Origin of the sequence: Aeromonas ichthyocola (assembly GCF_046087985.1) — a bacterium.
In the GTDB taxonomy this organism is placed as follows: Bacteria; Pseudomonadota; Gammaproteobacteria; order Enterobacterales; family Aeromonadaceae; genus Aeromonas; species Aeromonas rivipollensis.
Genome location: NZ_JBJSWH010000002.1, coordinates 596,104 through 620,791, shown reverse-complemented (window position 1 = coordinate 620,791; position 24,688 = coordinate 596,104). Strand labels below are relative to the sequence as shown.

General features: G+C 60.1%; 24 protein-coding genes and 4 pseudogenes. 17 read left to right on the top strand and 11 right to left on the bottom strand.

The window, feature by feature from the left end; translation table 11 throughout:
* Positions 1 to 11 precede the first annotated feature (11 nt).
* Positions 12 to 959 carry a 2-dehydropantoate 2-reductase gene (locus ACF2JD_RS07530; protein ID WP_440987103.1) on the bottom strand — a complete coding sequence of 316 codons (948 nt, stop codon included), beginning with the start codon at positions 957 to 959 and terminating at the stop codon, positions 12 to 14.
* Between the two features lie 214 nt (positions 960 to 1,173).
* Here ACF2JD_RS07530 and ACF2JD_RS07525 point away from each other — a divergent pair, with 214 nt between their 5' ends.
* Positions 1,174 to 1,656 carry a YajQ family cyclic di-GMP-binding protein gene (locus ACF2JD_RS07525; RefSeq protein WP_106886048.1) on the top strand — a complete coding sequence of 161 codons (483 nt, stop codon included), beginning with the start codon at positions 1,174 to 1,176 and terminating at the stop codon, positions 1,654 to 1,656.
* A gap of 101 nt (positions 1,657 to 1,757) precedes the next feature.
* On the opposite strand, the gene ACF2JD_RS07520 is transcribed toward ACF2JD_RS07525, so the two are convergent.
* From ACF2JD_RS07520 to ACF2JD_RS07495, 6 genes and pseudogenes are all read right to left on the bottom strand, one after another.
* Entirely contained in the window at positions 1,758 to 2,564 is an 807-nt protein-coding gene (locus ACF2JD_RS07520; RefSeq protein WP_025327958.1) for a nucleoside-specific channel-forming Tsx family protein, read from the bottom strand.
* Positions 2,565 to 2,720: 156 nt separating this feature from the next.
* Positions 2,721 to 4,100: pseudogene (locus ACF2JD_RS07515) on the bottom strand (AmpG family muropeptide MFS transporter).
* Positions 4,097 to 4,405 carry a hypothetical protein gene (locus ACF2JD_RS07510; RefSeq protein ID WP_440987102.1) on the bottom strand — a complete coding sequence of 103 codons (309 nt, stop codon included), beginning with the start codon at positions 4,403 to 4,405 and terminating at the stop codon, positions 4,097 to 4,099. The pseudogene ACF2JD_RS07515 and the gene ACF2JD_RS07510 overlap by 4 nt, the downstream one beginning before the upstream one ends.
* Before the next feature lie 115 nt (positions 4,406 to 4,520).
* Complete coding sequence (locus tag ACF2JD_RS07505; protein WP_106886050.1) at positions 4,521 to 5,072, bottom strand: peptidylprolyl isomerase; 552 nt, start codon at positions 5,070 to 5,072, stop codon at positions 4,521 to 4,523.
* Between the two features lie 15 nt (positions 5,073 to 5,087).
* Positions 5,088 to 5,658 (bottom strand): annotated as a pseudogene (locus ACF2JD_RS07500) (YajG family lipoprotein).
* Positions 5,659 to 5,682: 24 nt separating this feature from the next.
* Entirely contained in the window at positions 5,683 to 6,816 is a 1,134-nt protein-coding gene (locus tag ACF2JD_RS07495; protein ID WP_440987101.1) for a methyltransferase, read from the bottom strand.
* 195 nt (positions 6,817 to 7,011) lie between these two features.
* On the opposite strand from ACF2JD_RS07495, the pseudogene ACF2JD_RS07490 reads away from it, so the two are divergent.
* The 9 genes and pseudogenes from ACF2JD_RS07490 to nqrM form a co-directional block, all read left to right on the top strand.
* A pseudogene (locus ACF2JD_RS07490) lies at positions 7,012 to 7,311 on the top strand (BolA family protein); the annotation flags it as partial.
* Positions 7,312 to 7,756: 445 nt separating this feature from the next.
* Positions 7,757 to 9,100: a Na(+)-translocating NADH-quinone reductase subunit A gene (locus ACF2JD_RS07485; protein WP_111909909.1), complete on the top strand. Its 1,344-nt coding sequence runs from the start codon at positions 7,757 to 7,759 to the stop codon at positions 9,098 to 9,100.
* A 3-nt stretch (positions 9,101 to 9,103) separates the two neighbouring features.
* A complete protein-coding gene (locus ACF2JD_RS07480; RefSeq protein ID WP_042649549.1) occupies positions 9,104 to 10,333 on the top strand; it encodes an NADH:ubiquinone reductase (Na(+)-transporting) subunit B in 1,230 nt (409 codons plus the stop codon).
* Positions 10,323 to 11,111 (top strand): Na(+)-translocating NADH-quinone reductase subunit C, encoded by a 789-nt coding sequence (locus ACF2JD_RS07475; protein WP_106886054.1) that lies wholly within the window; start codon positions 10,323 to 10,325, stop codon positions 11,109 to 11,111. The genes ACF2JD_RS07480 and ACF2JD_RS07475 overlap by 11 nt, the downstream gene beginning before the upstream one ends.
* Entirely contained in the window at positions 11,104 to 11,736 is a 633-nt protein-coding gene (locus ACF2JD_RS07470; RefSeq protein WP_042654098.1) for an NADH:ubiquinone reductase (Na(+)-transporting) subunit D, read from the top strand. The genes ACF2JD_RS07475 and ACF2JD_RS07470 overlap by 8 nt, the downstream gene beginning before the upstream one ends.
* Positions 11,737 to 11,739: 3 nt before the next feature.
* Positions 11,740 to 12,336, top strand: a complete 597-nt coding sequence (nqrE, locus tag ACF2JD_RS07465) for an NADH:ubiquinone reductase (Na(+)-transporting) subunit E (protein WP_005330713.1) — start codon at positions 11,740 to 11,742, stop codon at positions 12,334 to 12,336.
* Positions 12,337 to 12,353: 17 nt separating this feature from the next.
* Positions 12,354 to 13,577 carry an NADH:ubiquinone reductase (Na(+)-transporting) subunit F gene (gene nqrF / locus ACF2JD_RS07460; RefSeq protein WP_103244418.1) on the top strand — a complete coding sequence of 408 codons (1,224 nt, stop codon included), beginning with the start codon at positions 12,354 to 12,356 and terminating at the stop codon, positions 13,575 to 13,577.
* Between the two features lie 3 nt (positions 13,578 to 13,580).
* Positions 13,581 to 14,624, top strand: coding sequence for an FAD:protein FMN transferase (locus tag ACF2JD_RS07455; protein ID WP_408846602.1), 1,044 nt, complete (start codon positions 13,581 to 13,583; stop codon positions 14,622 to 14,624).
* Positions 14,625 to 14,726: 102 nt separating this feature from the next.
* Complete coding sequence (gene nqrM, locus ACF2JD_RS07450) at positions 14,727 to 14,951, top strand: (Na+)-NQR maturation NqrM (protein WP_005330718.1); 225 nt, start codon at positions 14,727 to 14,729, stop codon at positions 14,949 to 14,951.
* A gap of 73 nt (positions 14,952 to 15,024) precedes the next feature.
* On the opposite strand, the gene ACF2JD_RS07445 is transcribed toward nqrM, so the two are convergent.
* Positions 15,025 to 15,237: a hypothetical protein gene (locus ACF2JD_RS07445; RefSeq protein WP_005330720.1), complete on the bottom strand. Its 213-nt coding sequence runs from the start codon at positions 15,235 to 15,237 to the stop codon at positions 15,025 to 15,027.
* Positions 15,238 to 15,439: 202 nt separating this feature from the next.
* Between ACF2JD_RS07445 and dinB the strand changes: the two genes are divergently transcribed.
* The 7 genes and pseudogenes from dinB (at position 15,440) to rlmM (ending at position 22,034) form a co-directional block, all read left to right on the top strand.
* The gene (gene dinB / locus ACF2JD_RS07440) at positions 15,440 to 16,198 is read left to right on the top strand and encodes a DNA polymerase IV (protein ID WP_440987100.1); all 759 of its coding nucleotides are present in this window, start codon (positions 15,440 to 15,442) and stop codon (positions 16,196 to 16,198) included.
* Positions 16,199 to 16,222: 24 nt separating this feature from the next.
* Positions 16,223 to 16,495 carry a hypothetical protein gene (locus tag ACF2JD_RS07435; protein WP_440987099.1) on the top strand — a complete coding sequence of 91 codons (273 nt, stop codon included), beginning with the start codon at positions 16,223 to 16,225 and terminating at the stop codon, positions 16,493 to 16,495.
* A gap of 60 nt (positions 16,496 to 16,555) precedes the next feature.
* Positions 16,556 to 18,690 (top strand): annotated as a pseudogene (locus ACF2JD_RS07430) (methyl-accepting chemotaxis protein).
* A gap of 283 nt (positions 18,691 to 18,973) precedes the next feature.
* Positions 18,974 to 19,894: a transcriptional regulator GcvA gene (locus tag ACF2JD_RS07425; RefSeq protein ID WP_025327944.1), complete on the top strand. Its 921-nt coding sequence runs from the start codon at positions 18,974 to 18,976 to the stop codon at positions 19,892 to 19,894.
* A gap of 4 nt (positions 19,895 to 19,898) precedes the next feature.
* Positions 19,899 to 20,534 carry an alpha/beta family hydrolase gene (locus tag ACF2JD_RS07420; RefSeq protein WP_408846605.1) on the top strand — a complete coding sequence of 212 codons (636 nt, stop codon included), beginning with the start codon at positions 19,899 to 19,901 and terminating at the stop codon, positions 20,532 to 20,534.
* Positions 20,535 to 20,560: 26 nt separating this feature from the next.
* Positions 20,561 to 20,947, top strand: a complete 387-nt coding sequence (locus ACF2JD_RS07415; protein ID WP_408846606.1) for a DUF423 domain-containing protein — start codon at positions 20,561 to 20,563, stop codon at positions 20,945 to 20,947.
* Complete coding sequence (rlmM, locus tag ACF2JD_RS07410; RefSeq protein ID WP_025327941.1) at positions 20,940 to 22,034, top strand: 23S rRNA (cytidine(2498)-2'-O)-methyltransferase RlmM; 1,095 nt, start codon at positions 20,940 to 20,942, stop codon at positions 22,032 to 22,034. The genes ACF2JD_RS07415 and rlmM overlap by 8 nt, the downstream gene beginning before the upstream one ends.
* Before the next feature lie 82 nt (positions 22,035 to 22,116).
* Here the strand turns inward: rlmM and ACF2JD_RS07405 are convergent, their stop codons facing one another.
* The 3 genes from ACF2JD_RS07405 to xni form a co-directional block, all read right to left on the bottom strand.
* Positions 22,117 to 22,560, bottom strand: a complete 444-nt coding sequence (locus tag ACF2JD_RS07405; protein ID WP_005330733.1) for a hypothetical protein — start codon at positions 22,558 to 22,560, stop codon at positions 22,117 to 22,119.
* 119 nt (positions 22,561 to 22,679) lie between these two features.
* Positions 22,680 to 23,687, bottom strand: a complete 1,008-nt coding sequence (locus tag ACF2JD_RS07400; RefSeq protein ID WP_025327939.1) for an isocitrate dehydrogenase — start codon at positions 23,685 to 23,687, stop codon at positions 22,680 to 22,682.
* 142 nt (positions 23,688 to 23,829) lie between these two features.
* On the bottom strand, positions 23,830 to 24,639 hold the full coding sequence (gene xni / locus ACF2JD_RS07395; protein ID WP_440987098.1) for a flap endonuclease Xni: 810 nt from the start codon (positions 24,637 to 24,639) through the stop codon (positions 23,830 to 23,832).
* Between the last annotated feature and the right edge of the window lie 49 nt (positions 24,640 to 24,688).

Below are 24,688 nucleotides of genomic sequence, written 5' to 3'. Positions count from 1 at the left end.
TGCCGCTCTGCTCAGCGCTTCTCTTTGACGGCCTGATAGAGGCCCTGATTGACCGGCACCGCTATGCCGTGGGCGGCGGCCTTGCCGAGCAGGAAGCCGGTGATGGCCTCGATCTCGGTCTCACGCCCCTGCTCCATGTCCTGATACATGGAAGAGTAATTGTCGGCGGTGAGTTCCACCACAGTCATCACCCGGCGCAGCAGCTCGTCGCTGCCGGTCGGCTGGCCTTCGGCCTGCATCACGTCAGCCACTTCCACGCAGATCTGTTGCAGCACATCGGCGAAGCGCGGGCCGGCCAGCTCGCCATTCTTGAGCTTGTAAAGCGCAGTGAGCGGATTGATGGCGCAGTTGATGGCGAGCTTCTGCCACTGGCGGGTCAGGATCTGCTCATCCCAGCCGGCTTGACCGAGAGCGGTGGCGAGCTGGTCTGCCAGGGCGGAATGGGCCTTGGCGGCCTCATTGATCGGGCCGAGCCAGGTTTCGCCCTTGCCAGTATGGCGGAACACGAAGTGGCCATTTTGCATGGCGCCGTGGTTGGTGACACCGGCAATGACGGGGTTATGCGGAAACAGCTGCACCACCTGTTCGGCTATGCCCATGCCATTGTGCAGCAGCACTATGGGAACCCCTGCCGCCAGCTTGCCCACCAGGGGCGTCAGGGCCGACACCACCTGACCCGCCTTGGTCATCACCAGCAGTCGCTGGATGGTGCCGGGCTTGTCGATGAAACCCCGCTCGATGGCGAGCAACTGGGTGTGGCCCTCGAGGGAAGTGAAATCGATGCCGGGGTGCAGGGTGGCGCGGTGCCGCTCGCTCAGCAGGACACGGGTCGGCTGGCCACTTTGGGTCAGCAAGGAGGCGAAGACGCCGCCCAGGGCACCGCAGCCCAGCAAGGACCAGTGAGGGGAGGAGGGGTGTCGGCTGTTTTTCAGGTTGTTGTCGCGTAATCCGCTTGGCATGGAGAGGCTCAATCAGGGTAGTGGCTGCGTTCCGAACAACTCGCTACCGGGGATAAGTGAAGATGTCGCTCGGCGGACACTAACGGGTCTCGCCATTCCTGTGCGCAGGGGATTCTAGCAGAGCAATCCCATTGAAATCAGCAAATTTGCCGGTTTTCTGGTAGATTTGCCCCTTTGTCAGCACAACCTGAAGTACAGCATGAGGAGCCCGGCTATGCCGTCATTCGATATTGTCTCTGAAGTCAAAATGAACGAGGTGTTGAACGCCGTCGATAACGCCAATCGTGAACTGGCGACCCGTTTCGATTTTCGTGGTGTGGAAGCCAGCTTCGAATTGAACAAGGAAGAGGTCAAGCTGGAAGCCGACGCCGATTTCCAGCTCAAGCAGATGGTCGAGATCCTGCGCGCAGCCCTGCTCAAGCGCAACATCGAGAACAGCTCAATGGACGTGGGTGACAGCGTTCACTCCGGCAAGCGTTTCCACCTGAACGTCAAGTTCAAGCAGGGGATCGAGAAAGAGATCGCCAAGAAGCTGGTGAAGCTCATCAAGGATTCCAAGATCAAGGTGCAGGTCGCCATCCAGGGTGACGAAGTGCGCGTCACCGGCAAGAAGCGTGACGATCTGCAGGAGACCATGGCACTGGTGCGTGGCGCCGAGCTGGGTCAGCCGATGCAGTTCCAGAACTTCCGCGATTGATGATGAAGGGGGAGGGCCTTGGCCACTCCCCTCATCGAGGAAGCGCCATAAAAAAACCGGAGCAGCTGCTCCGGTTTTTTGTGTCCGTTTGACGAGTTCGATTAGAACTTGTAGGTCACGGAGAAGTAGTGGCCGAAACCAGTGGTCTTCAGACCGTAGGAACCGTTCTGGATGCCATAGATGTCGTTGAAGTACTTCAGGCCGTAACCGACGGCGTAGCGGTCGGAGTGCCAGTACAGGCCGTTGAACATGGCGGTACCGTCGGTGGAAGTGTCCTTGGCATCAAACAGGTGATCCAGGTAACCCTGATAGGCTACGAAGCTGCCGTTGGAGAAGGTGTAGAAAGGCTTGAACCAGTTCATGGAGAACTGATAGCCGTTCCAGCCCTGCTCGCCGCCGCCTTCGTTGACGTGACGGGCATACAGGTTCATGCCAACCTTGCCGAACCAGGGCACTTGTACGTCTGCACCCAGACCGGTCATGGCTTCAAACAGACCATCCGGACCACCCACGTTGATCAGGTTGGCGATGTAGACTTCCTGCACCGGGCCGAAGGAGAGATCTTTGCCGGTCATGGCATCGATGGAGATACGCGGTGCGAACTTGATGAACAGGTTGTCTTGGTTGTGCTTGTCGTCGTGACGGTTCTGGAAGATGTCGAAGACGTCGACGTAACCGTACAGATCGAAGATACCAGAGCGGCCACCAAACTCCATTTCGAAGTAGGTATCGTTGTAACCACCTTCAGATTCGCTGTAGGGCAGCTGATCGATGGTGTGCATCACGTTGAACTGGAACCACTTGTAGTCGTTCTTGTGGATGTCGCCGCTGTAATCGGCAGCAAGGGCCGGAGTGGCGGATGCAGCCAGCAGACCGGCAGCGATCAGAGTCTTGGTAAATTTGGCCATTTTATTGGTCTCTTGTGCGTTAGTTGAGGTTTTCCGTAGCCTGCCCACAAGGAGCGGAAGGGATTCTAGCCAAATAAATTCATCGGATAAACAAGAGCCAGGGAACTTTGTCCGGTTTTGTGAATCTAATCACCCCCAAAATGGCGCAAACGCTTGCTATTTGTCCGCTTGTGGTAACAAAGCATCGCCTCGTTTGGCAACCATGATGATCAGTATCATGACAGGGATGCCGAGCAGACTGGTGCCGACGAAGAAGCTGCTGTAGCCGATCTGCTCGACCACCTGACCGGAAAAACCTGCCAGCAGCTTGGGCATCAGCAACATGATGGAGCTGAACAGGGCGTACTGGGTTGCCGAGAAGGCGACGTTGGTCAGGCTAGACAGATAGGTCACGAAGGCCGCCGTCGCAATGCCGGCGCTGAGGTTGTCCAGGGAGATGATCAGGGTCAGCAGCTCCAGATCGTGACCCACTTCGTTGAGCAGGGCGAACAGCAGATTGGTGCTGGCGGTGAGCACGGCGCCGAGAAACAGGATGCGCAGGGTGCCGAAGCGCATCACCAATACGCCCCCCAGGGCCGCCCCCACCAGCGTCATGATGACGCCATACACCTTGGTGATGGTGGCCACCTCCGTCTTGCTGAACTGCAGATCCACATAGAAGCTGTTGGACATCACCCCCATCACCACATCCGAGATGCGATAACAGGCGATGAGCCCCAGGATCAGCAGGGCCGAGCCGCCGTAGCGGCGGAAGAAATCGGCAAAGGGGCACCAGATGGCTTCATAGGTCCAGGCGCCCAGCCCGGCCAGCAGCGCAGGCCAGCCTTTTTCCAGGAGCTGCGCCTTGCGCTCGGCCTGTTGTTTGCCCTGCTCGGCCAGATCGATATCCGGCTCGTGGCAAAACAGGGTGGTGATAACCCCGAGTGACATCAGGCCCGCCATCACCAGATAGGTAATCTGCCAGCCACGATAGTCATAACCGCTGTTGCTGCCAAACCAGGCTGCCAGCGCCAGCGCACCCGCGCCTGCCATGATCATCGCCAGCCGGTAGCCGGTCATATAGGAGGCAGCCATCGCAGCCTGCAGCCGCTCGGGGGCGGATTCGAATGCGATAGGCATCGATGACGATATCCTGCGTGGCCGAGGCAAAGGCCACCAGCAGGGCAAACATCGCCAGCTGAGCCAGCTCGGTCTTGGGATCGCAGAACGCCATGCCGACCAGCGCGGCGGCAATCAGCAGCTGGGAGAAGAACATCCAGCTGCGGCGACGACCCAGCAGCGTGGAGAGCAACGGCAGCGGCATGCGATCCACCAGCGGCGACCACAGCCATTTAAAGCCATAGGCGAGCGCCACCCAGCTCATATAGCCGATATCGGTCAGGCTGACATCGGCCTCGCGCAACCAGAATGAGAGGGTACCGAACACCAGCAGCAGCGGCAGACCCGATGAAAACCCATGGCAAAGAGAATAAACACCCGAAATTCGAGATAGACGGCGAGGGACTCTCTCCAGCTTGGTTTGCGGACCATGTTCAACTACCTGACGACATTTTGTCAGAAAAGTGCGTCATTTTGGCAGGTTGATGGCAGATAGCCAAGGCGAGCAAAGAGAGCTGATGCTCGTCCCACAGGTGCAGGCTGTGGAGCAGGTGCCAGAACACCCCCTCCTGCTCGGTAGCGGGTACTTTGTCAATGGGGATGGCGGGCAGCGCCTGCCAGCGGGAGAGGAGTTGCCAGCTCAGATCCTCGAGCTGCCGATAGGGCATTTCTCGTGCCAGAAAGTGACGAACCGCCTGAGCCAGCTCAATGGCGTGTTGGGCAATGTAATCGTGACAAGTCACCGGAACCTCCTCTCTCTGCCTGGCCATGTCCCGTGCACATCGGACAAGGCCAGAGTATAGAAAGGGGCGCCGGTGACCTGGGCTACGCAGTGGTGGAATGTGAATCCGTCCCGCGTTATTTGTCCGCCAGCAGCACCACTTTTTTCAGGATGATGGGGCTGGTCGGCACGTCATTGGCGCGCAGTATGGAGCTGTAGCCGGTCTGGACCTGAGCCAGCTTGTCCAGCACCTCCATGCCCTGCACCACCTGGCCGAACACGGTGTAACCGGCGCCAGCATTGGCGTTGAGGTTGTCGTTGTCCACCAGGTTGAAGTAGAACTGGCGGGTGGCGCTGTCTACTGCCTGGGTGCGGGCCATGGCGATGCTGCCACGCTTGTTGGGCAGGCCGCCTCGGGACTCGTTGACCACGGGGTCGAAGGTCGGCAGCGGCTGGAATTGCTGATTGTAGCCCCCGCCCTGCACCACGAAGTTCTGGATCACCCGGTGGAACAGGCTGCCGTCATAACTGCCATCCGCCACGTAGCGCAGGAAGTTCTTCACCGTCTGCGGCGCCTGCTTGGGGGCCAGCTCCACCACTATGTTGCCGTGGTTGGTTTCCATCTGGACTTTTTGTCCGGCGAACGCCAGGGGGGCGATCAGGGTGGCCAGTAACCAGAGTTTCTTCATTTATATGCTCCTTGCTCAGCTAGGCTGGCCTTTGAGATAACCGCGCAGTGCCTCGTCGGCCATGATCTGTTGCAGCACGCTGCCCAGTTGCTGGTTCAGGGTGGACTCCAAATCGGCCATGGTCGGCTCACCCGGCTCTTCCTTGCTGGATGACATGTTGAACTGCTTGGTCAGCTTGTTGCCCTGGAAGTCGGCGATCACCTGCAGGCTGACCTTGGACTTGGTGACATAGGTGAAGGTCTTCTCTTCGACCGTGACCGCGGCGGTGGAGATGGCCAGGGTCAGGTTGGTGGTGCCACTGTTGCCCACTTCCAGACCCTGGCTGCGCAGCCCTTCGGCCAGCCGCTCGGCCATCAGCAGTTGAGGGGCGCTCGCTGTTGACCAGCACGGGAGCCTTCTCTTTCTTCTTGATGGAGAAGACATAGGCGGCCTCGCGCTTGTCCACCCCTTCCATGGTGATCCTGTTGCCGGAGTAGTACTGCTGATTGGAGGGAATGACCTGCGGGTTGAGCAACGCCGTCTCCGGCCAGTGGGTGGCACAACCACCCAGTATCAGGGCGGCCAGCAGCAAGAGTGACTTTTTCATCATGGGTTTCCTTTAGCTTTATCTTTAGCGTTTGATGGCTTTCAAAATAACGAATTTGCTGTTCGACGCAACGACTTGTGCGTTGGCAAACAAGCGCTTGAGTTTGTTGTGATAGTCCAGATGACGGTTGCCTACTATCCAGAGTTCACCCCCCTGAGGCAACACCCGGTGTGCGTCGGTGAACATCTGCCAGGCGATGTGATCGGTGATCGCCTGCAACTGATGGAAGGGGGGATTGCAGAGGATCCGATCCGCTGCCCCGACCGCCACGCCGTCGAGGCAGTTGTTGACCATGAAGTGGGCCCGCGGCAGAGCGTCCGGCAGGTTGTGCTCGACGTTGAGCCGCGCCGAGGCGACCGCCATATAGGATTCGTCGATGAAGGTCACCTCCACCTCGCTGTCTTTTGCCAGCAGCGAGAGACCTAGCACCCCGTTGCCGCAGCCAAGGTCTATCACCTTGCGGGCACTGTGGATCGGCAAATTGTCCAGCATGAAGCGGGCGCCTATATCCAGGCTGGTGCGCGAGAAGACGTTGGCATGGTTGTGGATGAGCATGTCTGTGCCCTCCAGCGGCCAGACGGTTGGGAACGGACTGGTCAGGGCAGGGCGATCGGCCTGCGGCTCGCAGTGAATAAGGCGCGCCTTCTTCCAGGCCAGCGAGGTGCGAGTCTCCCCCAGATACTTCTCGAACAGCTTGAGGGTGGAGCTGTGAATGTCTTTCGCCTTGCCGGCGGCCAGGATGCGGGTGGCCGGGGTGACCACCGCACGCAATGCCAGCAGTTGCTGCTCCAGCAGCGCCTGATACTTGGAGACCTTGATCACCACCAGCGCAGGAGCTGAAGGCAGCGGGGCCAGGGCATCCTGCAGGGTGATCCCGCTCGCCTCAAGCCCGTTCTCCGCCAGATTGGCCAGGGTGGCTTGCTCGCTGATGTAGGAGTCGCTCACGCAGACCGGGCCATGGCTGTGCAGATAGGCGGCCAGCGCGCCGAAGCCGTCATTCATGATGATGACGGGGCCCGCCTGCTCGAGGGGCTCCTCGGCCAGGGTGTTGATCAGGTACTCGTCCGCCGCATCCCAGGCCTGCAGGGGATCCTGGCTCTGCCGTGGGTAGCGATACAGGGTCAGACGGCAATGGGCAGTGTCGAGCAGGGTTTGCATAGGAAGAGTCCAACCTCGGCTTGATTCATGTATACAGGCGCCAGGGGCGACGCAAAGTGGCGCTATTCTAGCGAGGAGCAGAATTTCACCAGCCCGCAGCGAGGAGGCGCCCGGCCTTCCTCTATTTAAAGCGGGCCTATTCCATCCCGCAACTGCCGATAGAATGGCCCGATATTCACTCTGGAAGCAGACCCGATGACCATCCAACAACTGATTGAAGCCAAGCTGACCGCCGCCCTCTCCCCCACCATGCTGGAGGTGATCAACGAGAGCCACATGCACCGGGTGGAACCGGGATCTGAGAGCCACTTCAAGGTGGTGATCGTCAGCGAGCAATTTGCAGGGCAGCGACTGCTGGCCCGCCATCGTCAGGTCAATGCCATGCTGGCCGATGAGCTGGCCGGGCCCGTTCATGCGCTGGCGCTGCATACCTACACCGAGGCGGAGTGGCAGGAAAAGGGCAATGCCCCGCGCACCCCGAGCTGCGTTGGCAAGCCGTCCTCTCCTGAGCAACCGGCAGTACCCAGGATTGTCGACCGGGGCGTAACAAAAATTAAACACCCCATTGGCCCGTAAAAGGCTACATCCAAAGGGGATTTTCGGGATCAATGATCACTTTTTGCTGATCAACCTTTGGGACAACAAATACCCCCATCGAGGTATTAAATAAAAAAACCTTTAAAACCACGACTTACAAGGCATCAGGGGCTTATTCATTGCAGGTTAATTTTGTGATGGCACGGGGATTTTGCCCATTTGGCATGGCAGAAAATGCACCTTAAGTGGTAAACTCAAGCGCTTTTGAGTGACCTTGCATGTTGAATAATTGTTAAGCCTGAATATTTGGCGTGACCACAGCAGCGACTCATTCAACCACTCGTCGTGATGTATTTCTCGGCGCTAACCAACCTGTCTTCCCTTAACGGTAGTGCAAGTGAGTATGATTACAATTAAAAGAGGACTGGACATCCCCGTGCTGGGTGCTCCGGAGCAAGTAATCTACGATGGCCCGGCCATCACCCGTGTTGCTACACTCGGCGAAGAGTTCGTGGGGATGCGTCCTACTATGTTCGTCAAAGTAGGTGATCGCGTCATTAAAGGTCAGGAGCTCTTCGAAGATAAGAAGAATCCCGGCGTTAAATTCACGGCCCCTGCCACCGGTGTGGTTTCTGAGATCAACCGTGGTGCCAAGCGTGTTCTGCAATCCGTTGTCATCGACATCGATGGTTCTGACGAACAGGTGACCTTTGAACACTTTGCGTCTGCCGAGCTGGCACAGCTCGAGCGCAGCAAGGTGCAGGAAATCCTGGTCGCATCAGGCCAATGGACCGCATTGCGTACCCGTCCATTCAGCAAGGTGCCGGCAGTGGGCTCTGCCCCGCGTGCCATCTTCGTCACCGCCATGGACACCAACCCGCTGGCCGCCAACGCCGAGATCATCATCAAGGAACAGGCCCAGGCCTTCCTCGACGGTCTGGCCGTGCTGAGCCGCCTGACCGATGGCACAGTCCACGTCTGCAAGGGCGAAGCCAGCCTGCCGCACGCCTCCCTGGCCCAGGTCAAGGAAGCCGTGTTTGTCGGCCCGCACCCTGCCGGCCTGCCCGGTACCCATATCCACTTCCTGGACCCGGTCGGTGCCAAGAAAGTGCAGTGGCACATCAACTATCAGGATGTGATCGCCTACGGCAAGCTGTTCACCACTGGTCAGATATTCACCGACAAGGTGATCGCCCTGGCCGGCCCGAACGTGATCAAGCCGCGCCTGCTGCGCACCCGTCTGGGCGCCTGCATCAGCCAGCTGACCAACAACGAGCTGCGTGCGGACGAGAATCGCATCATCTCCGGTTCCCTGCTCAGCGGTGCCAAGGCCGAAGGGGTTCATGACTACCTGGGTCGCTACCACAACCAGGTGAGCGTACTGGGTGAAGGTCGTGAGAAAGAGTTCCTGGGCTGGGTCAAACCCAGTGCCGACAAGTTCTCCATCACCCGTACCACCCTCTCTCATCTGATGAAGGGCAAACTCATCAACTTCACTACCACCACCAACGGTAGTGATCGCTCCATGGTGCCTATCGGCAACTATGAGCGCGTGATGCCGCTCGACATCCTGCCGACCCTGCTGCTGCGGGATCTGGTCTCCGGCGACACCGACAGCGCACAAGCGCTCGGCTGCCTGGAGCTGGATGAGGAAGATCTGGCGCTCTGTACCTTCGTCTGCCCAGGCAAGACAGAGTACGGCCCAGTCTTGCGTGAGTGCCTGACCAAGATAGAACTGGAAGGTTAAGCGATGAGTTTCAAGCAACTTCTTGAAAATATGGAACATCACTTCGAGCCGGGTGGCAAGTACGCCAAGTACTATGCCCTGTTCGAGGCGGCGTATACCCTGTTTTATACCCCCGGGTCCGTGACCCGCAATGCCGCCCACGTCCGTGATGCGATCGATCTGAAGCGCATGATGATCATGGTGTGGCTGGCCGTGTTCCCGGCCATGTTCTGGGGCATGTACAACGTCGGCAACCAGTCCATCGCCGCCATCGCCCATCTGGGCAGCGCGGCCGGTGCCGATACCTGGCAATACACCATAGCGACCCTGCTGGGTGCCTCGCTGGATCCGGCCGTGGCCGGCATCGGCAGCAAGATGCTGATCGGTGCGGCCCACTTCCTGCCCATCTACCTGACCGTGTTCCTGGTCGGTGGCTTCTGGGAAGTGCTGTTCGCCATGGTGCGCAAGCACGAGATCAACGAAGGCTTCTTCGTGACCTCCATCCTGTTCGCCCTGATAGTGCCGCCCGAGCTGCCCCTGTGGCAAGCCGCGCTCGGCATCACCTTCGGCGTGGTGCTGGCCAAGGAAGTGTTCGGCGGTACCGGCAAGAACTTCCTGAACCCGGCCCTGGCGGGTCGTGCGTTCCTGTTCTTCGCCTACCCGGGCCAGATCTCCGGCGATGCCGTCTGGGTAGCCGTTGACGGCTATTCAGGCGCGACTGCGCTGAGCCAGTGGGCTCAGGGCGGCCAGATGGCGCTGATCAACGGTGCCACCGGCGAAGCCATCAGCTGGATGGATGCCTTCCTCGGCAACCTGCCGGGTTCCATCGGTGAAGTCTCCACCCTGATGATCCTCATCGGTGCGGCCATGATCGTCTACATGCGGATCGCCTCCTGGCGCATCATCGCCGGCGTCATGATCGGCATGGTGGCGACCTCCCTGCTGTTCAACGTCATAGGTTCAGATACCAACCCCATGTTCAGCATGCCATGGCACTGGCATCTGGTGCTGGGCGGCTTCGCCTTTGGCATGGCCTTCATGGCGACCGATCCTGTCTCCGCCGCCTTTACCAACAAGGGCAAGTGGTGGTACGGCGCCCTCATCGGCGTCATGGTCGTGCTGATCCGTGTGGTGAACCCCGCGTTCCCGGAAGGCATGATGCTGGCCATTCTGTTTGCCAACCTGTTTGCCCCCTTGTTTGACCATTTCGTGGCGCAGGCGAACATCAAGCGGAGGATCGCACGTGGCGTTTAATAAAGACTCTACCATCGGCACTCTCGCCGTAGTGACCGGTCTGTGTCTGGTCTGCTCCATCGTGGTCTCCGTGGCCGCCGTGGGTCTGCGTCCGGCTCAGCTGGAAAACAAGGCGCTGGACAAGCAAAGCAACATACTGTCCGTTGCCGGTGTCGATGTCAGCTCTGTGGCCAAGCGTGACCTGGCCCAGCTGTATGGCGACAAGATTGAAGCGCGTCTGGTGGATCTGGCCACCGGTGAGTTCGTTGACGGCGATGCCGACAACTTCGACACCAAGCTGGCGGCCAAAGATCCGGCCAAGAGTGTTCGTCTGGCACCTGCCGACGACAAGGCCGGTCTGCGTCAGATCTCCAAGCTGATCCCGGTGTTCTTCGCGAAGGATGCAGAAGGCAAGGTCGACAACATCATTCTGCCGATCTACGGCCAGGGTCTGTGGTCCACCATGTATGCCTTCGTGGCGGTTGCGGCCGATGGCCAGACCATCAAGGGCATCACCTACTATGACCACGGTGAAACCCCGGGTCTGGGCGGCGAGATCGAGAACCCGGCCTGGCGCGAGCTGTTCGTCGGCAAGAAGCTGTTCGATCAGGACGGTCAGCCTGCGCTGCGGGTGATCAAGGGCCATGCTCCGGCTGGTTCCGAGCATGAAATCGACGGCCTGTCTGGCGCAACCCTGACCGGTAATGGCGTACAGCACACCTTCGACTTCTGGATGGGCCCCAAGGGCTTCGGTCCCTTCCTGGCCAAGGTACGTGCAGGAGAAATCAACAATGGCTGACAAGAGCGAAATGAAAAAATTGCTGTTGACGCCTGTGCTCGGCAACAACCCCATCGCACTGCAGGTGCTGGGTGTCTGTTCCGCGCTGGCCGTTACCAGCCAGATGAAGACGGCGTTCGTGATGACGCTGGCCGTTACCGCGGTCACCGCCTTCTCCAACCTGTTCATCTCCCTGATCCGCAACCAGATCCCGAACAGCGTGCGGATCATCGCCCAGATGGCGGTGATTGCATCTCTGGTTATCGTGGTTGACCAGGTGCTCAAGGCCTATGCCTATGACATCTCCAAGCAGCTGTCGGTGTTCGTCGGCCTCATCATCACCAACTGTATCGTGATGGGTCGTGCCGAAGCCTATGCCATGAAGAGCGCCCCGCTGCCCTCCTTCCTGGACGGCATCGGCAACGGTCTGGGGTATGGTGCCGTGCTGCTGGCCGTGGCCACAGTGCGCGAGATCCTGGGGTCAGGCACCTGGTTCGGCATCGAGCTGCTGCCGCTGGTGAACAATGGTGGCTGGTATGTGCCTAACGGCCTGCTGCTGCTGCCGCCGAGTGCATTCTTCATCATTGGTCTGATCATCTGGGGCGTACGCACCAAGGATCCCAAGCAGGTGGAGGCAAAGGATTAAGGTATGGAACACTATCTGAGTCTGTTGATTCGTTCGATCTTCATCGAAAACCTGGCGCTATCCTTCTTCCTGGGGATGTGTACCTTCCTGGCGGTGTCCAAGAAGGTCAAGACAGCCATGGGCTTAGGGATTGCCGTTATCGTGGTTCAGACCGTTGCCGTTCCGGCCAACAACCTGATCTACAACTACGTGCTCAAAGACGGTGCCCTGGTCTCCGGCCTGGATCTCAGCTTCCTGAGCTTCATCACCTTCATCGGGGTGATTGCGGCCCTGGTGCAGATCCTGGAGATGGCGCTGGACAAGTACTTCCCGGCGCTCTACAACGCCCTCGGCATCTTCCTGCCGCTCATCACGGTGAACTGCGCCATCTTCGGTGGCGTCTCCTTCATGGTGCAGCGTGACTACAACTTCGTGGAGTCTGTGGTCTATGGCGTGGGGTCGGGTGCAGGCTGGATGCTGGCCATAGTCGCGATGGCAGGGATCCGCGAGAAGATGAAGTACTCCGATGTTCCGGAAGGCCTGCGTGGCCTCGGCATCACCTTCATCACCGCGGGTCTGATGGCGCTGGGCTTCATGTCCTTCTCTGGTATTTCCCTGTAATCGGAAAGGAAATATAGATGGAAATTATTCTGGGTGTGGTCATGTTCACCGTGATCCTGCTGGCCTTGGTGGCAGTCATTCTGTTCGCCAAGTCCAAGCTGGTGACCGCAGGTGATGTGACAATCAGCATCAACGGCGACCCGGCCAAGGCTGTGACCAGCCCGGCGGGTGGCAAGCTGCTCGGCGTGTTGGCCGGCAGCGGTATCTTCGTCTCCTCCGCCTGTGGCGGCGGTGGCTCCTGTGGTCAGTGCAAGGTGCGGGTGAAAGCCGGCGGCGGCGACATACTGCCGACCGAGCTGGATCACATCAGCAAGGGCGAAGCCCGTCATGGCGAGCGTCTGGCCTGTCAGGTCACCGTTCGTTCCGACATGGACATCGAGCTGCCGGAAGAGATCTTCGGCGTGAAGAAGTGGGACTGTACCGTCATCTCCAATGACAACAAGGCCACCTTCATCAAGGAACTCAAGCTGCAGATCCCCGATGGGGAGAGCGTGCCGTTCCGCGCCGGTGGTTATATCCAGATCGAAGCCCCTGCCCATCACGTGCAGTACAAGAACTTCGATATTCCCGAGGAGTATCGCGGGGACTGGGATCGCTTCAAGATCTTCGAGCTGGAGTCCAAGGTCGACGAGCCGATCATTCGTGCCTACTCCATGGCGAACTATCCGGAAGAGTTCGGCATCATCATGCTGAACGTGCGGATCGCGACCCCGCCGCCCAGCAACTGGACTGCGCCTCCCGGCCAGATGTCCTCCTACATCTTCAGCCTGAAAGCTGGGGACAAGGTGACCATCTCGGGTCCGTTTGGCGAGTTCTTTGCCAAGGACACCGACGCCGAAATGGTGTTCGTCGGTGGTGGTGCCGGCATGGCGCCGATGCGTTCCCACATCTTCGACCAGCTGCGTCGCCTGAAGACCAAGCGCAAGATGAGCTTCTGGTACGGTGCCCGTTCCAAGCGCGAGATGTTCTATGTCGAGGACTTCGACATGCTGGCCGCCGAGAACGACAACTTCCAGTGGCACGTCGCCCTGTCGGATCCGCAACCGGAAGACAACTGGGATGGCTACACCGGCTTCATCCACAACGTCTTGTTCGAGAACTACCTCAAGAACCACGAGGCACCGGAAGATTGCGAGTTCTACATGTGTGGACCTCCCGTGATGAACGCTGCCGTCATCAACATGCTGAAAAACCTCGGCGTTGAAGACGAGAACATCCTCCTGGATGACTTTGGTGGTTAATCCATGCACAGTGTTGTAAAGACCTGGCTAGCCTTCGGGCTAGCCTTTTTCTTGACTGGGTGCGGTCAGGAATCGGTCCAATCCAAGCCGGAGATCCACATCACCGGCAGCACCATGGGCACCTACTACTCCATCAAGGTGGCGGATGCCGCCGTCACGGATGCCGCCAAGCTTCAGGCCGAGGTGGATGTCCTGCTGGAGCGGGTCAACGATCAGATGTCCACCTATCGCCCGGATTCCGAGTTGTCGCGCTTCAACCAGCACAAGGGCAATACCCCGCTGGTGGTCTCCCGTGACACAGCCCGGGTGGTGACAGAGGCCATTCACATTGGCCGCGAGAGCCGCGGGGCGCTGGACGTCACCGTGGGCCCCCTGGTCAATCTGTGGGGCTTTGGACCTGATGCCAAACCGACCAAGGTGCCATCCGACGAGCTGATCACCCAGACCCGGCAGAAGACGGGCCTCGGCAATCTGCATGTGGTAACCTCGGTCGACGCCGACACCCTGCAAAAGGACATCCCGGATCTCTACGTGGATCTCTCCGCCATCGCCAAGGGCTTCGGGGTAGACAAGGTGGCCGAGTACCTGGAATCCCTGGGGGCGCGCAACTACCTGGTGGAGATCGGCGGCGAGCTGCGGATCAATGGCGTCAACGGCAAGGGTCACCCCTGGCGCGTCGCCATCGAGAAGCCGACCGCCAATGCCGGCTCGGTGCAGGAAGTGATAGTGCCAGGGGATAACGGCGTCGCCACCTCGGGGGACTATCGCAACTACTACGAGCTGGATGGCAAGCGTTTCTCCCACACCATAGATCCGCTGACGGGCAAGCCCATCACCCATCGCATGGTGTCGGTCACAGTGATCCACCCCTCCTGCATGACGGCAGACGGGCTGGCCACGGCGCTGACCGTCATGGGAACGCAGAAGAGCCTGGCCTATGCCAAGGAGCGGGGTCTGGCCATCTTCGTCATCACCAAGACGGACCAGGGCTTCGAGGAGGCTTACTCGGATGCCTTCAAGCCCTACCTGGCCAAGCAGCCCGGTTAACAGTGCAGGCACCGCCATCACTCACCGGGGTGGCGCTGCCTGAGAATCTTGTCGCCGGATGCCGTTGAGCCGTATCTGGTTAAACAGTAAAGGGGTAATACCATGCAGATCTTTCTGATCACCTTCGGGGTGTTTCTGGTGGTGGTGGTGGCCATGGCCATCGGCTACATCTTCCAGAAGAAGACCATCTCCGGCTCCTGTGGCGGCCTTGGCACCATAGGGATCGAGAAGGAGTGTGACTGCCCGGAGCCCTGCGACAACCGCAAGAAGAAGATGGCCAAGGAAGAGGCCCGTCGCAAGATGCTGGTGGACAACCGCATCCTCTGAGGGCGAGCACCCGCGTGCGGGTGCATCGAATGCACGGGAGCCGACCCAGGGTCGGCTCCCGTTTTCATGGCACTCAGTAATCGTATTTGTGGCAGGATTTCTTGCTAAATTCCGCTTTCCTCTGCGCCAGCTCCTCCCTGGTGCCCAGCTCGTCCCCCTGCTTGATGGCCTTCTCCAGTATCTCTATGCGCTCAAACAGCCAGCTGCACTCGGCGGTCGGATGGTCCTTGGTCATGCCCGTCAGCGGCAACAGCAGCAGGCAGAGTCCCGGCCAGATTGCTCTCATCTCTCTCCTCCTTGAGTCATCATGTGGATGGTGCCTTGAGAGTCTATCCGCCCGTCTCCTCCCGTGCGCTGGCAGAAATGACAGGACTGGGGTAGCATGGGGTCTTGACTGGTTATTCATACAGTAGTGTTGCCGCCTCGTCATGACAGCGGCGGGGGCACCCAACCACGCGGCAGGCGCCGACAGCTCAACAGACTCTGGCATGCGCAAGATCATTCACATCGACATGGACTGCTTCTTCGCCGCGGTGGAGATGCGGGACAACCCGGCCCTGCGGGAGGTGCCGCTGGCCATCGGCGGCTCGGCCGACAGGCGCGGCGTCATCTCCACCTGCAACTATGTGGCGCGCCGCTTCGGGGTGCGCTCAGCCATGCCGAGCGCCCTGGCCAGGAAGCTCTGCCCGCCGCTGGTGCTGCTGCCGGGCCGGATGGCCGTCTACAAGGAGACCTCCCGCCAGTTGCAGGCCATCTTCCTGCGCTACACCGACAGGGTGGAGCCGCTCTCACTCGATGAGGCCTACCTCGATGTCACGGACAGCCCCCACTGCGGCGGCAGCGCCACCCTGATGGCGGCCGAGATCCGCGCCGCCATCGCCCTCGAGCTGGGGCTGACCGCCTCGGCCGGGGTGGCGCCGAACAAGTTTCTGGCCAAGCTCGCCTCCGAGCAGCGCAAGCCGGACGGCCTCTTCGTGATAAGGCCCCGGGAGGTGGACGAGTTCGTGCGCCAGCTGCCGCTCGGCAAACTACCCGGCATAGGCCGCAAGACGGCCCAGCGGCTGGAGTCCCTCGGGCTCTACACCTGCGAGGATGCGCGCCTTGTCGGCACAAGAGCTGTGCAGCCGTTTTGGCAAGCTGGGGAGATGCTGACGCCCGCATCTGGGGGCTGGATGAGCAACCGGTGCAGGCGCACCGGATCCGCAAACCATCGGGGTGGAGACCACCCTGGCCAGCGATCTCTGTGACGAAGCCGCCTGCCTGGGACGGTATTGCAGCAACTGCTGCCAGAGCTGGAGCTGCGATTTCAGCTGGCGTGCCCTGCGGAGGCGCTGATGGGGCAGGGGATCAAGCTCAAGTTTGCCGATTTCCAGCAGACCACCGTCTATCGCAGTCAGGGCAGTTATCAGGCCGCCTTGTTTCCCCTGCTCAAAGAGGGGCTGCAGCGGGCTCAAGGAAAACCCATTCGCCTGCTCGGTCTGGTGGTGGGTTTGCCCGGGGCCGGGGAAATCAATCAACTGAGCTCTGGATTTGCTGTGATTTAGTTAAGTTTTTGTGTCCAAAACCGATACAGTGTTCACATCTGTAGACGTTAGGAAATTGGCATGAGTTCTCTTTCTGTTCAGGGACGGATTACCCTGATTGCCGGTTGTTGTTTGTTGGTGACAGCCGCCGCTCTGGTTGCCTCTTCGATTTACAACGCGAACAAGATGCAGGAGCAGGTGCGGCACCTCCACCACCACGAGGCGCAGCACGCTGCCGAAAACTGGATGAAGGCGATGGGCTCGGAGCAGGCGGCCAAGGTGACCAGCTATCTCGACGAGGCCTATTTCCGCGCCACCCTGCTGGCCGAGAGCATTTTGTTCCAGCGCAAGAATGCGGCCGACAACTTCATCCATTCGGAGGCGCTGCGCAGCGCCGTCAATCAGCAACTGCACGATGCGGTTGCCTCATCGACCAATCTGCTTGGTGTCTATGCGGTGTTCGAGCCTGACCAGCTGGATGGGGAAGACAGCAACTATCAGGGCTCAACGGCGTTGGGCTCGAATGACAAGGGGCGCTTTTCCAGTTACTGGGCCTATGACAACGGCAAGATGAACCGGAGGTGCAGAACGAAGATGTACTGGCTGACGAGAGCCCGACCGAGCCGGTGGTGTGGAAAACGAGTGGTATCGCTGCAGCATTCGCACCCGTGCCCTCTGCCTGCTGGAGCCCTATCTGGACGATGTGGGCGATAAACAGATATTGATGACCTCGGTGACGGTCCCGCTGCTGGAGCAGGAGACCTTGCTGGGGATGGTTGGGGTTGATATCTCGCTGGCCACTTTGCAGAGTCTGGTCAGTACCATGGACAAGAGCTCTATGACGGCAAAGGCAGAATCTTGCTGGTCAGTCACGAGGGGCGCGTGGCGGGAGCCGATGAGTTCGATGTGACCATGGGGCGCGGGCTGGATCGAGTATCAGGGGCTGGCCAGCGAGCTGAAAGGCTGGCTCAGTCAGGGTCAGGAGCTGACGCGCTGGAGCAGCGATGGCGCCCTGTTGCAGACCTTCGTCCCGGTATCCATGCGTGGCACCGACCGCCAGTGGGGCATCTACATCGAATTGCCCCGCGCCGTGGTGCTCGCCTCTGCCCTGCAACTGCAGGATGAGCTCGAGACCCAGTCCCAGCGCAGCGTCGCCACCCAGCTGCTGATCGGCGGGGCCATCTCGGCCCTGGCCCTGCTCTGCATCTGGCTGATGGCTCAGCGCATCGTTGCCCCCATTCGCACCGTGGTGGCCCGCCTCAAGGACATCGCCAGCGGCGAGGGGGATCTGACCCAGCGTATCGACCTGCGCCGTGATGACGAGATCGGCGAGCTGGCGAAGTGGTTCAACAACTTCCTGGACAAGCTGCAGTCCACCATCAGTCAGGTGATCGATACCGTCTCCGGCACGCGCAGCAGTGCCGAGCGGCCGCGCAAGTGGCCGAGCGCACCAGCAGTGGCATGCAGGCCCAGTATCAGGAGATCGATCTGGTGGCGACCGCATTTGAAGAGCTCAGCGCCACGGCGTTGCAGGTCTCCGGCAATGCCGGGTCGGCGGTGGCGGCCGCCAACACCACTGACGCCGCAGCGCAAGAGGGCAAATATGTCGTGGCTGACACCCAGGAGGCGATGCGCAAGTTGATGACCATCATCAATGATGCCCAGCCGGTGGTGGAGCGGCTCTCCGCCAACAGCGACAACATCAATGACATCCTCATCGTGATCCAGGGATTGCCGAGCAGACCAACCTGTTGGCGCTGAATGCGGCCATCGAAGCGGCGCGGGCCGGTGAGCAGGGCCGTGGCTTTGCCGTGGTGGCTGATGAGGTGCGCAATCTGGCAGGCCGTACCCAGAATGCGATCGTCGAGATCCAGACCCTGATCAGCCAACTGCAATCCGGTACCGGCGCCGTAGTCAAGGCGATCCGCGATGGCCATGGACCAGGCTGACGAGACCCTCACCAAGGTGGATCTCTCGGTGCAGGTGCTGGAGCAAATCATCCAGTCGGTCTCCACCATCCATCAGATGAACGAGCAGATAGCCCGGGCGGCGCAGGAGCAGAGCAGGTGGCTGACGAGATCAACCGAAACGTCAGCAACATTCGCGATGTGAGCCACACCATCCGCGCCGAGGCGGCGACCTCCGCCGAAAATGGCCGCGAGCTCTCTGCGCTGGCTGACAAGCAGCAGCAGCTGGTGGGGCAGTTCAAGGTATAGAAGGGATGAAAAAAGGCGCCATCCAGCTGGAGGCGCCAAACACATTCAGATGACAGACTGGGTCAAACCGCATCGATTTAGCCCTTCTTCCCGCAGAGGAAGAAACACAACACCACAATCGCTGTCGGCCCACTCACAAAAACCACATGTAAACCAACATGGAAGAGAAGGTGTGAGCCATATGGCAACGGATTGCGTGGCGAATTATGTTTATTCACTGGTCGACCCGCAACCGACAATTTATAATGCGCCCCATTAGAAAAACTCATCGTCGGCTGGTGTCATGTCTCGTCGTTTACCCCCGCTCAATGCCCTGAAAGCATTCGAAGCAGCGGCTCGCCACTTAAGCTTTACCCGCGCAGCAGAAGAGTTGTTTGTGACTCAGGCCGCCATCAGCCACCAGATCAAGGCGCTGGAGGAGTACCTCGGCATCAAGCTGTTCCGTCGCAAGAACCGCTCCCTGCTGCTGACCGAGGAGGGGCAGAGCTACTTCCTCGACATCAAGGACATCTTCGCCTCCATCTCAGAGGCCACCGACAAGCTGCTGGCCCGCAGCGCCAAGGGGGCGCTCACCGTCTCCCTGCAGCCGAGTTTCGCCATCCAGTGGCTGGTGCCCAGGCTGGTGAAGTTCAGCGAGCGCCACCCCGACATCGATGTGCGGATCAAGGCGGTGGACATGGACGAGGGATCCCTGACCGACGACGTGGACGTGGCTATCTACTACGGCCGTGGCAACTGGCCGGGTCTGCGCTCGGACAAGCTGCACACCGAGTACCTGATCCCGGTCTGCTCCCCCCTGTTGCTGACCGGCCCCAAGCCCCTGCGCACCCCGGAGGATCTAACCAGGCACACCCTGCTGCACGACACCTCCCGGCGCGACTGGAAGGCCTGGTTCCGCCAGCTCGACATCGACGCCCCCAACGTCAACCAGGGGCCCATCTTCAGCCACTCCACCATGGTGATCCAGGCGGCTATCCACGGTCAGGGGGTGGCGCTCGGTCACAGCGTGCTGGCCCAGCCCGAGATTGAGGCGGGTCGCCTCATCTGCCCGTTCGAGCAGGTGCTGGTGAGCAAGAACGCCTTCTACCTGGTGTGCCAGGAGCAGCAGTCCGATCAGGGCAAGATAGTGGCCTTCCGCGACTGGATGCTGGAGCTGGTGGAGCAGGAGGAGGCCCGTCGCCGGGCCCGTCTCGCCGATGGTTGAGGGGATGGATGTGACAAGAGAGGGGGCGAGCGACGCCCCCGTTCGCATTCTGCTGGCCCACGGTGCGGGTGCCGGCATGGATCATGCTTTTCTCGCCGAGCTGTCGCGGCTGCTGGCGGGGCCGGATATCGAGGTGGTGCGCTTCAACTTCCCCTACATGAGCAAGCGGGCCCAGGATGGCAAGCGCAGGCCGCCGGACCGGCAACCCGTGCTGCTCGCCTACTGGCGCGAGATGGTGCGTGCGTTTGCCCATCCCCGCTTGTTCCTGGCGGGCAAGTCCATGGGGGGGCGGATGGCGGCCGAGCTCTATCATGACGGGGGCGACGAGATGAATGCTGCAGGATTGCTCATTCTCGGGTATCCTTTCCACCCCCCGGCCAAGCCCGACAGCTGGCGGGGCGAGGTGCTCAAGCAGATCAAGACGCCGACCCTGCTGCTGCAGGGGGAGCGCGACACCTTCGGTAGCCGTGCCGAACTGGCCGATTTCCCCTTTTCACCCGCCGTATCGGTCCACTGGCTGACCGATGGTGATCATGGCTTCAAGCCGAGAAAAGCCAGCGGGGTGAGCGAGCAGGAGAACCTGCAACAGGCGGCGGATCAGATGAGGCGCTTTATCGACGCGACCTCGGCAACGCGCTGAGCGCCTTGAAGAGCAAGGAGAGTGGGATGCAAATCCATCGACATTGGCTGGTGCTGGCCGGCCTGTTCGGCCTGACGGCCACCATGCTGGGAGCCTATGGGGCTCACGGGCTGGCGGCGACCGGCATAGCCCCTTCACTGCTGGCGGCGTTCAACACAGCGGTGCAGTATCAGTTTTTTCACGCCCTGGCCCTGCTGGTGCTGGGGTGGTGCGGCGTGCGCAGCAAGGTGATTACCTTCGCGGGCACCGCCTTTGTGCTGGGGATCCTGGGATTCTCCGGCAGTATTTACGCCATGGTGCTGCTTGGCAGCAAGGGGCTGGGGCTCATCACCCCGGCCGGTGGCCTCTGTTTTATGTTGGGATGGGCGGCTCTGATATGGGCCGGCTGTCGTCTTGGAGGAAAAAATGAATAATCTGCTGCTTTATTGCCGCCCGGGTTTTGAGAAAGAGGCGGCGGCAGAGATCACCGAACGAGCCAGCAACATGCAGTGCTACGGCTTCGCCCGGGTCAAGGACGACAGCGGTTACGTGATTTTCGAGCTGTATGACGAGGAGCAGGCGGATCTGCTGGCCCGCAAGCTGCCGTTCCGTGAGCTCATCTTCATCCGCCAGATGCTGGTGGTGACCCATGAGCTGAAGGATCTGGACCTCTCCGATCGGGTTTCCCCCATCATAGAGGCGACCCGTGACTATGCCATCTGTGGCGATCTGCGGGTGGAGACGGCCGACACCAACGAGGCGAAGGAGCTCTCTGCCTTCTGCCGCAAGTTCACAGTGCCGCTGCGCCAGGCGCTGCGCGGCAACGAGATCCTGACCAAGAAGGAGACGCCGCACCGTCCGGTGTTCCACGCCTTCTTCATGGCCAATGATCACCTGTTGCTGGGGTACTCCTACTCCTTCAACAACTCCGAATTCCACATGGGCATTCCGCGCCTGCGCTGCCCGCCGGACGCCCCGAGTCGCTCCAGCCTCAAGCTGGAAGAGGCCTTCTATGTGTTCGTGCCGCGGGAAGAGTGGGAGCTGCGCCTCACCTCCGGCATGAAGGCCGTGGATCTGGGCGCCTGCCCGGGCGGCTGGACCTATCAGCTGGTGCGCCGTGGCATGATGGTGACAGCGGTGGACAACGGCTCTATGGCCCAGTCCCTGATGGATACCGGCCAGGTCAAGCACATTCGCGACGACGGCTTCGTCTGGCGGCCAGGCAAGAAGAACACCTACTGGCTGGTGTGCGACATGGTGGACAAGCCGGCGCGGGTGGTCCACATGATTGCCGACTGGTTCCGTGAGAACGACTGCCAGGAGGCCATGTTCAACCTCAAGCTGCCGATGAAGAAGCGCTATGCCGAGGCGGTGCACAACATAGAGGTGCTGCGGGAGATGCTCAAGGAGATCGACAATGCGTTCGTGATCCAGGCCAAGCAGCTCTACCACGATCGCGAAGAGATCACCGTGCACGTCTATAACAAGTTCTGGGTCTCCAAGCTCGAACCCAAGTCCTGAGCAAGGCCCCTGCGTCACCTGGTGTGACGCCAAATAAAAACCGGACGGCTAGCCCCGTCCGGTTTTTTGCTTTCTGACTTCATCAGAAGCGGTAGTCGAAGCGCATCATGGACTCGTCATCGGTGATCTTGAGCTCGATCTGGAGCGGAATTGTCTTGTCGGTGGGGTTGAACTGCATCTTGACGCCGTCCCCCCTGAGCTTGACCGAGGTGTGGATGCCACCGGCATTGAACTTGATCCTGGGTTTGTGCTTTTCGAAGGAGAGGCTCACGCTCTTCTCGGCCGTCAGGTTTAGTTTCTGGTAGGGGGTGACCCGCTGGGTGCCATTGCTGTCGGTCATGATGTCCACGCCGAGGGAGAGCGGCTTGGGGCTCTTGAGCAGGTCGTTGGTATCGATATTGGACTGCCAGGTCTGCTTGGCCGGCGGCTCGTACTGAGGGGGCGGTGTCAACCAGGCGTTGTCGATGGGCCTGTCTAATGCCATGGTACTGCTGCTGAAGATCAGCACGATGAAAGTAGCACGCATGATGGATCTCCTTATCCCTCATATGAACATAGTATTCATCTGACAAGGGAGATAGGGGGATCCGGTATAAAACGAAGGGAGCCGAAGCTCCCTTTTTAAATCAATCAGTTAGATATGATTTATAGACGGTCTATGATGGCCTGGGTGAATTCGCTGGTGGAGGCAGTGCCCCCCAGATCCCGGGTCACCCGATCGCCGGACTCGATGGTCGCCCGTACTGCCTCACGGATGCGTTCGGCCTTGTCCTGCATGCCCAGATACTCCAGCATCTGGATGGAGGCGAGGATCACCGAGGTCGGGTTGGCGATGTTCTTGCCAGCGATGTCCGGCGCCGAGCCGTGCACCGCTTCGAAGATGGCGGCGCCCTCACCTATGTTGGCACCTGGGGCCATGCCTAAGCCCCCCACCAGACCGGCGCAGAGATCCGAGAGGATGTCGCCGAACAGGTTGGTGGTAACCATGACATCGAACCGCTCCGGGTACATCACCAGATTCATGCAGGCGGCGTCGACTATCATCTCTTCGTTCTGGATATCCGGATAGCGGGCGGCCACCTCGCGCGCCACTTCCAGGAACAGGCCCGAGGTGGACTTGAGGATGTTGGCCTTGTGGATGATGGTGACCTTCTTGCGCCCTTCCTGGCGCGCCAGCTCGAAGGCGAAGGTGACGATGCGTTCAGCCCCGTCGCGGGTGATGATGCTCATCGCCTCGGCGCTCTGGTTGTCATCGCTGCGCTTCTGGCCGGCGCCAGAGTACATGCCCTCGGTGTTTTCACGCACAGTGATGATGTCGATGTTGTCGTAACGGCTCCTGGTGCCCTTGAAGGAGATCACCGGGCGCACGTTGGCGTAGAGGTTGAACTTCTTGCGCAGGGAGACGTTGATGGAGGTGAAGCCGCCGCCGACCGGGGTGGTGAGGGGGCCCTTCAGGCTGACCTTGTTCTTCTCAATCAAATCGAGGGTGGACTGGGGCAGCAGCTCGCCGTGCTTCTCCAGCGCGACCAGACCGGCATCGGCATAGTCATAGTCAAAATCACAGCCGGCGTGGGTCAGGATCTGGATGGCGGATTCGATGATGCTGGGGCCTATGCCGTCGCCCGGAATGACGGTAATTTTTCTTTTTGACATGAGACGTATCCACTTCTAGGGAACAGAGGGGGAGGATTCGGCGGTTTTATACCATTTTTGCACCACTTCCTCCATGTTTCTTTACATTTTTCCCATTTATGTCAACAGGTACGGCCTGTTTCGGGGAATAGTGTGCCGGAGATCACGCCTCCGAGTCGGGCTCGGGCGGGTAGCGGATCTCTCTCAGGTTGAAGCCTAAGGGGATGTCTTGCTGCAGCCGCACCAGCCGCTGGGCCAGCAGGGCCTCCTCCTTGTGCTGGCGCAACTTGAGCAGAGGCTTGCCCGCGTCTTCCTGCTGGCAGGCATCCAGCATGGCGGCCAGATCGCCATATTGTTGCAGCAGCTGGGTCGCCGTCTTTGGCCCTATGCCCGGCACTCCCTTGATGTTGGAGCCGCCGATGCCGGTCAGGGCCCAGAAGTCCACCAGCTGCGCCGGGACGACGCCATATTGCTGCTGCACGAAGGCCTCATCCAGCCAGCGCTTGTTGAAGTAGTCGCGGACCCGGATCTGCGGGCAGATGAGCTGGCAGAAGCCCTTGTCGGTGGAGATGATGGTGGCCCTGGCGCCGTGCTGGGCAATTCCACTGGCTAACGTGGCGATAAGATCGTCCGCCTCGTCGGTCTGGGAGAGCAGGGCATCCACACCGCACTCCCAGAAGGCGTCCTGCAAGTCGGCCAGTCCCTCCCTCAGCTCCTGTGGCATGGGAGTGCGCCCCTCCTTGTAGGCCGGATAGATCTCCTTGCGCCAGCTGTGCACCTCGCCGTCAAACACGGCGATGGCGTGGGTCGGCTCGCTGGCGGCCAGCAGTTTCTTGCAGGTGTTGATGAGGTTGGCGCGGGTGGCGATCAGGGCCTGGGCCGGGGTCAGCGCCTGCTGGGCCTGCACCGCGTGCAGTCGGCGGATGAGGTTGAGGGCATCGATGATGAGCAGGTGTGGCCTGGGGTGTGGCATGGCAGGGAGCACTCTTGGCGGTCGGGACGGCCCATTGTAACAAGGGATG

What these genes read in the sequence shown, in the direction of transcription:
- ACF2JD_RS07530 (WP_440987103.1), bottom strand. Translation starts at nt 959, where the DNA reads ATGCCAAGCGGATTACGCGACAACAACCTGAAAAACAGCCGACACCCC.
- ACF2JD_RS07525 (WP_106886048.1), top strand. Translation starts at nt 1,174, where the DNA reads ATGCCGTCATTCGATATTGTCTCTGAAGTCAAAATGAACGAGGTGTTG.
- ACF2JD_RS07520 (WP_025327958.1), bottom strand. Translation starts at nt 2,564, where the DNA reads ATGGCCAAATTTACCAAGACTCTGATCGCTGCCGGTCTGCTGGCTGCA.
- ACF2JD_RS07505 (WP_106886050.1), bottom strand. Translation starts at nt 5,072, where the DNA reads ATGAAGAAACTCTGGTTACTGGCCACCCTGATCGCCCCCCTGGCGTTC.
- ACF2JD_RS07495 (WP_440987101.1), bottom strand. Translation starts at nt 6,816, where the DNA reads ATGCAAACCCTGCTCGACACTGCCCATTGCCGTCTGACCCTGTATCGC.
- ACF2JD_RS07485 (WP_111909909.1), top strand. Translation starts at nt 7,757, where the DNA reads ATGATTACAATTAAAAGAGGACTGGACATCCCCGTGCTGGGTGCTCCG.
- ACF2JD_RS07480 (WP_042649549.1), top strand. Translation starts at nt 9,104, where the DNA reads ATGAGTTTCAAGCAACTTCTTGAAAATATGGAACATCACTTCGAGCCG.
- ACF2JD_RS07470 (WP_042654098.1), top strand. Translation starts at nt 11,104, where the DNA reads ATGGCTGACAAGAGCGAAATGAAAAAATTGCTGTTGACGCCTGTGCTC.
- nqrE (WP_005330713.1), top strand. Translation starts at nt 11,740, where the DNA reads ATGGAACACTATCTGAGTCTGTTGATTCGTTCGATCTTCATCGAAAAC.
- nqrF (WP_103244418.1), top strand. Translation starts at nt 12,354, where the DNA reads ATGGAAATTATTCTGGGTGTGGTCATGTTCACCGTGATCCTGCTGGCC.
- ACF2JD_RS07455 (WP_408846602.1), top strand. Translation starts at nt 13,581, where the DNA reads ATGCACAGTGTTGTAAAGACCTGGCTAGCCTTCGGGCTAGCCTTTTTC.
- nqrM (WP_005330718.1), top strand. Translation starts at nt 14,727, where the DNA reads ATGCAGATCTTTCTGATCACCTTCGGGGTGTTTCTGGTGGTGGTGGTG.
- ACF2JD_RS07445 (WP_005330720.1), bottom strand. Translation starts at nt 15,237, where the DNA reads ATGAGAGCAATCTGGCCGGGACTCTGCCTGCTGCTGTTGCCGCTGACG.
- dinB (WP_440987100.1), top strand. Translation starts at nt 15,440, where the DNA reads ATGCGCAAGATCATTCACATCGACATGGACTGCTTCTTCGCCGCGGTG.
- ACF2JD_RS07425 (WP_025327944.1), top strand. Translation starts at nt 18,974, where the DNA reads ATGTCTCGTCGTTTACCCCCGCTCAATGCCCTGAAAGCATTCGAAGCA.
- ACF2JD_RS07420 (WP_408846605.1), top strand. Translation starts at nt 19,899, where the DNA reads ATGGATGTGACAAGAGAGGGGGCGAGCGACGCCCCCGTTCGCATTCTG.
- ACF2JD_RS07415 (WP_408846606.1), top strand. Translation starts at nt 20,561, where the DNA reads ATGCAAATCCATCGACATTGGCTGGTGCTGGCCGGCCTGTTCGGCCTG.
- rlmM (WP_025327941.1), top strand. Translation starts at nt 20,940, where the DNA reads ATGAATAATCTGCTGCTTTATTGCCGCCCGGGTTTTGAGAAAGAGGCG.
- ACF2JD_RS07405 (WP_005330733.1), bottom strand. Translation starts at nt 22,560, where the DNA reads ATGCGTGCTACTTTCATCGTGCTGATCTTCAGCAGCAGTACCATGGCA.
- ACF2JD_RS07400 (WP_025327939.1), bottom strand. Translation starts at nt 23,687, where the DNA reads ATGTCAAAAAGAAAAATTACCGTCATTCCGGGCGACGGCATAGGCCCC.
- xni (WP_440987098.1), bottom strand. Translation starts at nt 24,639, where the DNA reads ATGCCACACCCCAGGCCACACCTGCTCATCATCGATGCCCTCAACCTC.